This window comes from Pseudomonas sp. YQ_5, from assembly GCF_043103305.1.
GTDB lineage: Bacteria > Pseudomonadota > Gammaproteobacteria > Pseudomonadales > Pseudomonadaceae > Aquipseudomonas > Aquipseudomonas putida_Y.
On the sequence record NZ_JBICJS010000079.1, the window covers coordinates 45766 to 51890 of the forward strand.

At 51.6% G+C, this 6125-nt stretch carries 6 protein-coding genes; 2 read left to right on the forward strand and 4 right to left on the reverse strand.

Going from position 1 to position 6125, the window contains the following annotated elements:
- Nucleotides 1–2 precede the first annotated feature (2 nt).
- The 4 genes from ACF8EA_RS18530 to tnpB form a co-directional block, all read right to left on the reverse strand.
- Complete coding sequence (locus ACF8EA_RS18530) at nt 3–812, reverse strand: GIY-YIG nuclease family protein (RefSeq protein ID WP_392522909.1); 810 nt, start codon at nt 810–812, stop codon at nt 3–5.
- Between the two features lie 39 nt (nt 813–851).
- Nucleotides 852–1478, reverse strand: a complete 627-nt coding sequence (locus tag ACF8EA_RS18535) for a hypothetical protein (protein ID WP_321141775.1) — start codon at nt 1476–1478, stop codon at nt 852–854.
- Nucleotides 1479–1956: 478 nt separating this feature from the next.
- Nucleotides 1957–3486, reverse strand: a complete 1530-nt coding sequence (gene tnpC, locus ACF8EA_RS18540; RefSeq protein ID WP_392522910.1) for an IS66 family transposase — start codon at nt 3484–3486, stop codon at nt 1957–1959.
- Nucleotides 3487–3504: 18 nt separating this feature from the next.
- The gene (tnpB, locus tag ACF8EA_RS18545) at nt 3505–3864 is read right to left on the reverse strand and encodes an IS66 family insertion sequence element accessory protein TnpB (RefSeq protein ID WP_012270248.1); all 360 of its coding nucleotides are present in this window, start codon (nt 3862–3864) and stop codon (nt 3505–3507) included.
- Between the two features lie 90 nt (nt 3865–3954).
- Between tnpB and ACF8EA_RS18550 the strand changes: the two genes are divergently transcribed.
- Entirely contained in the window at nt 3955–5097 is a 1143-nt protein-coding gene (locus tag ACF8EA_RS18550; protein WP_209965248.1) for a DUF3883 domain-containing protein, read from the forward strand.
- Nucleotides 5098–5203: 106 nt separating this feature from the next.
- The gene (locus tag ACF8EA_RS18555; RefSeq protein WP_209965250.1) at nt 5204–5944 is read left to right on the forward strand and encodes a hypothetical protein; all 741 of its coding nucleotides are present in this window, start codon (nt 5204–5206) and stop codon (nt 5942–5944) included.
- Nucleotides 5945–6125: the final 181 nt, after the last annotated feature.

A 6125-nucleotide genomic window follows, 5' to 3' on the forward strand; every position in this document is an offset into this window, starting at 1 on the left:
AATTAGTTTAGATTGTAGCCGAATGCTCCTGAAAGCAGGGCGCGCTTCCAGTACTGCTCTCGCTCAATAATAACCTTGTCGTCGGTTTTCATGGAACGATATTCGAGCAAAGAGAACTGGAAGTTTCTCCGCGCGTAGTCCTTGCCTTCTGTCTTTATGATTTTGGTAAGCTCATCATTCCAGCCATGACCTGTCCCGATGTAGCAGGACCATCGGGACCAGATGCCGGAGTCGCCATACGCCGAGCCCACGTATTTTTTGCCGTTGCTTTTATCGGCAATCAGATAAACGCCCTTCACATTCTCCAGAGCAGACTTCCAGTCCGGTTTCTTTTGTACAAATATCGACTCCAGCACAGGGAAGCTATGCTCGATATTTTCATACCCGCAAAATGCTTCGCCTGTATATGGTTTCTCAAGTATTTGTGAGAGCACCAGACTGTCGAAATGCTTTTCGAGATAAAAAGCCCTGCCACGAGAGCCGGGGCCATGATACTCAATCAGCAGTCTGCCGATGTAACTGCTGTATTTATCCGTAAGCGCAACAATATTTTTGTTGGGTAGGCGCTCAATTACCTGAAATATTCCGCCGAACAGCCATGTGCCAGGCCTGTGCCGATACCTAATAAGGCTGAAGATGTAGCGCCTGCTGAAATCATCGCGAGTGCCTTTCCATCCATTCCAGCCTTTCCACTCTTCTCGATCCCGAACGAAGACATCGAGCGGATCTTCGTGTCCATTCCAGACAGCGAAATGGATTTTGTAATCCTTGATCGACTCGATGTCGATCAGACTTCCAATCTTAATTTCCATCCATCCCTCGAATATAACCTTCACCAGTCCGGTCATTTCCTACAGTGATACGTCGCCAGCAAATTTTTTCCAGTTTTCGTTCTCTACCAGTGTGGATTTGTAAATTTTCAGCCCGCTACAGCCCTTTATGCTTTTCAGGGTCTGCTTGACATGATCGACAACGGATTTTGTAAGCCATGGGCTCAAGGTGATCCGTTTTATGCTGTTGAGCGGAACAGGGATACGCATTACAGGTGCTCCCTTTTTCTGGGAACCATAGAAAAGTCTGAACTCTCTCTCATCAATAAACGCGTGCCGTTTCAAAAACGGTAAATCATTCTGCAATGGCGCGGATGAGCGGAGTGTCTCTATCGTTTTGTACTTCACCCCCTCAGCGCGCAAGCCAGGTACAGCGAGCACTGCCGAGAGAAGCTTTTCTCTGTCGAACTCGATACAGATTCCACTGCCGCCATGAGAGAACACTCTCCAGTGATGATAGGTTTCCGAGGCATCGGCTAAGCAAAGCGCATAGGTGCTCTGGTATCCATTTGCGCGCGCAAATTGCTCAATGTAGTAGGAGTCGTTCCTGTCATCCCAGGTGGCGGGATTCAGCAGGACAAGCTCTTTTGTTTGCAGGTAGTCAATCAGGTAGGGAAGCTCGGTGTATCTGCGAAGCGATTGTTCCATGATGTAGAGAGTTCCTTTATTGATATAAAATCGCCATCACTCAATATTCCTTTCCTACAGCCTTCCCCACGGCCCTGCAAGTCTTGTGCGCTGCCTTTTGACGATGGGCCTGATCCTAGAGCGCAATGCTGCATGAAAACCTTGGCGGGCAGTCGAACCTCCCCGTGCATACGTCGCCCAAAGGCTCATTCCGTGGGCGTTTGAAGGTGCTTTTTGTTACAATGCGCGATTTCCTGCGCTGGCCTGTAGCAAGCGGCCAAAGGCACCTTTTCAGCTGTGTACATAACAGCGTACACAATCGAGATCCAGAACGATGTCCGACAGCAAAATTGTCAACGAAGTCAACAGCCGACGCACGTTTGCCATCATTTCCCACCCCAACATTACCCTCTAAGTCAGGCTGAGACAGCCCCCGCCATATTCTCAAATAATCGTAAGCGATCCATGAACCCCACCTACCGCAAGGTGAGGCCATCGTTTACCGTGGCATTTCCGGTGAACAGTTCCACGGCAACAGCGCTTCATAATCTACCACCGACTGCGCATGGGGCAGCCGCTCCAGTACGTGGCGCAGCCACGTATAGGGCTCTTGGCCGTTGATCTTGGCAGTCTCGACTAAACTGTAGAGCTGAGCACTGGCGGCGGCACCCTTGGGCGTGTCGCTGAACAGCCAGGCTTTGCGGCCAATCACAAATGGCTTTATTGCACGCTCTGCCGGGTTATTGTCGATCGGCAAATACCCAGCCTCCACATAACGCTCCAGCCGACTCCAATTGCTCGCCAAGTAATTCACCGCCTTGCCGAGCACACTTTGCGACGTCACATGTGGCTGCGTTTTGTCCAGCCAACTTTTCAACTGCCCCAGGATCGGCAGGCTCTTCTCCTGCCGGCCAGTCAATCGCTGCTCATCAATGGCGTCCTTCAGTTCACGCTCGATGCCATATAGCTTATTGATCAATGACAGCGCCATATCCGCGCGTCCGGCTTTGCCCTTGGGCTGCACTTTCTGAGCTTCAACAAACTTGCGACGCGCATGCGCCATGCACGCCAATCGTTCGACACCCGGCTGCAACGCCAAGGCGTTGTAGCCGGCGTAATCGTCCGTCATCACATAGCCGCGATAACTTTCCAGCAAGCGCAACGGCACCTCCTGCGCACGGCTGGAGGTGTAGTCGAACAGCACGACTTTCCGATCCGGTGGCCCACTGGCTTGCATCCACATCCAGGATTGGCTGGTCGGGTCTCGATCCGGTTCTTTAAGAACTTGGACGCGGGTTTCATCGCAATGGATGACCGGGCTTTCCAGCAACCGGTCGCGCATCAGATTCAGCAGTGGTTGCAGGTGCTCACCGCACTGAATCACCCAGCGCGCCAAAGTCTGACGCGGAATCTCGATACCGTGTCGGCTCAGCACCGTTTCAAAACGGTGCAGCGGCAAGCCATCGACATACTTGGTGGCCAACAGCATGGCCAGCACGCTCGGGCTGGCCATGCTCTTCTCGATCAACTGTGCGGTTTTGTCAGCGGTGACCGGAGCGGCTTCACAACCACGGCAACCGTAAATTTTACGGATGTGTTTGAGCACCCGGATCTGCATCGGCACGATATCCAGCTGCTCGCTGGTTTCTTCACCGATCACGTGTTTGCGGCAACCACAGGCACAGGCCTGCTCGTGTTCGGGCAGTTCGTGGATGACTTCAATGCGCGGCAGGTCAGCGGACAGCGGTTTGCGCTTGCCACGACGCAGTGTTGGCGCGACCACTTCTTCGTCGTCATCGACCGGAGGTATCGACAGGCTTTCCGGCTCGTTGAACAACGCGAGTTGCGGCGTGTTGGTTTCAACGGTCTGCTCGGACTTGCGACTGAACAGACGGTCGCGCAGTAGCTTGACCTGCTCTTTGAGATCGACGATCTGGCCCTTATCGACCGTGCGCTCCATCAATAACTGCGCAAGCATCTGCTTGAGCAGTACGGGGTCATCGGGAAGGTCTTCGGGCATGGAAATCATGCCCCGGATTATAACGAATCAGGCGACGAATCGCGGCGTCAAAACCTGATGCGGGCGATTGCGCCAGAGGTCAAAACCGTCGAGTAACCAGTTCAGTTCCTGGACGGTGAGGACAATCGCTTCGTCGGTGGCGTCAGGTGATGTTTTGAATCGCTCGGATTCCAGGCGCTTGAGCCAAAGACAGAAGCCGTTGCGCTCCCAGTACAAGATCTTCACACGGTTGCGGGATTTGTTGAGAAATACGAAGAGCACGGGGTCGAACACCGCCACCTTGATGTCCAACTCGACCAGCGCCGCCAAGCCATCAATGGATTTTCGGAAGTCGACGGGCTTGGGGTAGAGATAGACTTTTTCGACTTTGGCGTCGGGACGCATCATGGCGTGCGGGCTCCGATGCCTTGCTGGCTTGATTTCGCGTAGGAAAAAGCTGAGAGTTGCAGAGAAGATTGCCGCAAGGACGCATAGTTAGTGACTCAGCTTTCCCTTCTGAAAAGCCCCGCCGCTGTACAGGCTGCAATGGACGAATTTTCGCATTTGGGACGAGCGGCGTTTCTCAAGCGATACGGCTTCGGTAAGTCCAGAGATTACATGGTCCGCAACCCTCGAACTGGCGAACCATGCGATTCCAAGGCGATCGTGGCTGTTGCCTTTGGTAAGCAGTTTCCTAACCTAGGCGTGCTTGGCGCGGGCGATTTCTCTGGCGGTGAAACCACCGTGGTTCCGTTGCTTCGGAGCTTGGGTTTTGAGGTTATACGGATCGGGGAGGATTGGACGGAAGATGAGGTCCACGCCACCGTCTTGGACTATTTTGAAATGCTACGCTTGGAAGCTGATAGCGTGGCCTTCAACAAGTCCCGGCACAACGAAATCTTGCGAAAGCAGTTGAGAGGGCGAAGCAAAGCCTCCGTAGAGCTCAAACATCAGAACATCAGCGGCGTTCTCGCGGGCATGGGCCTGCCTTTCATTCAGGGCTACAAACCGCGCGGCAACAGCCAACTGTTATTGCGCAAGGCTGTCCAAGATTATGTGCTTCGATATTCCGCAGATGTAAGCAACATCATAGATGTGCTGGAGGAGGTAAAGACACCGACACAGAAATCCTACTCGGCTGTGCTAGTTGAGTCTCCGATTATGGAGGAGCGGCAAAAGCTCGGTGTACCTTCTCGTTCTCGAGAGCGCCTACCGCGCAAGCTTGACTACGCCGCTCGGGACGAAGCGAATCGTAAACTTGGGCGATTGGGGGAGGATTGGGTGATTGGTTATGAGCAGCATCGGCTGACGGAGATAGGTCATCCTGAGCTTTTCCAGAAGCTGGAATGGATCTCGGACACTCAGGGTGATGGCGCTGGCTACGACATTCTTTCGTTTGAAAGTGATGTTCTGCATCGCTATATCGAAGTAAAGGCTACCAATGGAGGGATCGCGTCCTCGTTTGTTGTAAGTCACAATGAGCTAGAGTTCTCTGGAGAAGCAGGGGGGCAGTTTTATCTCTACAGGGTTTTCCAGCTTAGTACCGAGCCAAAGCTTTTTATTTTGCGAGGTGACTTGTCGAGCCAGTTGTACTTAAAACCACTGGATTTCAGGGCGAGCTTTCGCGAGCACTTTCGCTAGGGCTTGCCAAGTTTATTACCTAGTCAGAAGGGCTTGTGTGTCTGATTTGATGTCGACAGGTGAATTGGCATTGGCCTAGGCCAATCTCGAAAGTCATGTAGGGAAAATGGCAGTGTCGATTGAGCATACGATAAAAATTTTAGAATTGTTAAATGGCTGTGAGCCGCGAAAAGTTGGTCGTACCGATTTGGAGGCTAAGGCTCAAGCAATCGCAAATTGGTCCCTGGTCTGCTCGTTTTTTTGCTTTTCGATAAACGTGTTGTTCGTGCTTTTATATGATGTTAAGCCCCCGACTGTAGTCGCTACTATATTGGTTACAGTGCTTTTTATATTCACTACGGTACTAGCTTTGGCTGCTCTACTAATTCCAATGATAGCCTCGTTAATGCTACTGGTGAAGTGGAAGATTCTTGCTCTCGATAGTTTGTGTGAAGACGTCCGGCATGAGCAGAAATTGGCTAGTAAATTGGAAGCTTACGGAATGTTCGAGTTAAAGGATGCACGGTTTTGGTTGGAACGGAGGGTAAATCGAATAAGTGCCAGTTCAGGGCGATTTTTTGGTGAGAAAACGGCTGTTGTTGGATTGCTAGCAACCTCATACTCGTTTGTCGGCGAATTTGGTGGTTTGGATTGGGTCGCCCAGACACTCTCAGCAGGTTTCAAGCTAGATAACCTTGCCAATACCCTGTTACTTTGGGTTGGAGCATTTCTGTTTGGTATCTCAATAGGCTCGATATTGCTTGGGTATCTTGCAGCCCGTTACCGTTACCAGATTGAAATCCTTGATGTGGCACTGAGAAACAATAGCATAGATAATGCGGAATTGGATAGCTGTCGAGATTTGTGATTACTGGTGTCGGCTATGCGTAACACGGCATGAGTCTCTATCGAGCTGAGCTGTTGAGTTGTCGACGAGGTGAGGCAAGGAATGCAACTTGGTGACCAAAACTGCGGGGTGCGGTGCTCAAGTATTTTTTTCATTGGAGTGCTAGTTATCCGCTGGAATATTCGATGCAACAATCAATTTG

Excerpts from the sequence above, each read along its gene's own strand:
- ACF8EA_RS18530 (WP_392522909.1), bottom strand. The coding sequence starts at position 812 with ATGGAAATTAAGATTGGAAGTCTGATCGACATCGAGTCGATCAAGGAT.
- ACF8EA_RS18535 (WP_321141775.1), bottom strand. The coding sequence starts at position 1,478 with ATGGAACAATCGCTTCGCAGATACACCGAGCTTCCCTACCTGATTGAC.
- tnpC (WP_392522910.1), bottom strand. The coding sequence starts at position 3,486 with ATGATTTCCATGCCCGAAGACCTTCCCGATGACCCCGTACTGCTCAAG.
- tnpB (WP_012270248.1), bottom strand. The coding sequence starts at position 3,864 with ATGATGCGTCCCGACGCCAAAGTCGAAAAAGTCTATCTCTACCCCAAG.
- ACF8EA_RS18555 (WP_209965250.1), top strand. The coding sequence starts at position 5,204 with ATGGCAGTGTCGATTGAGCATACGATAAAAATTTTAGAATTGTTAAAT.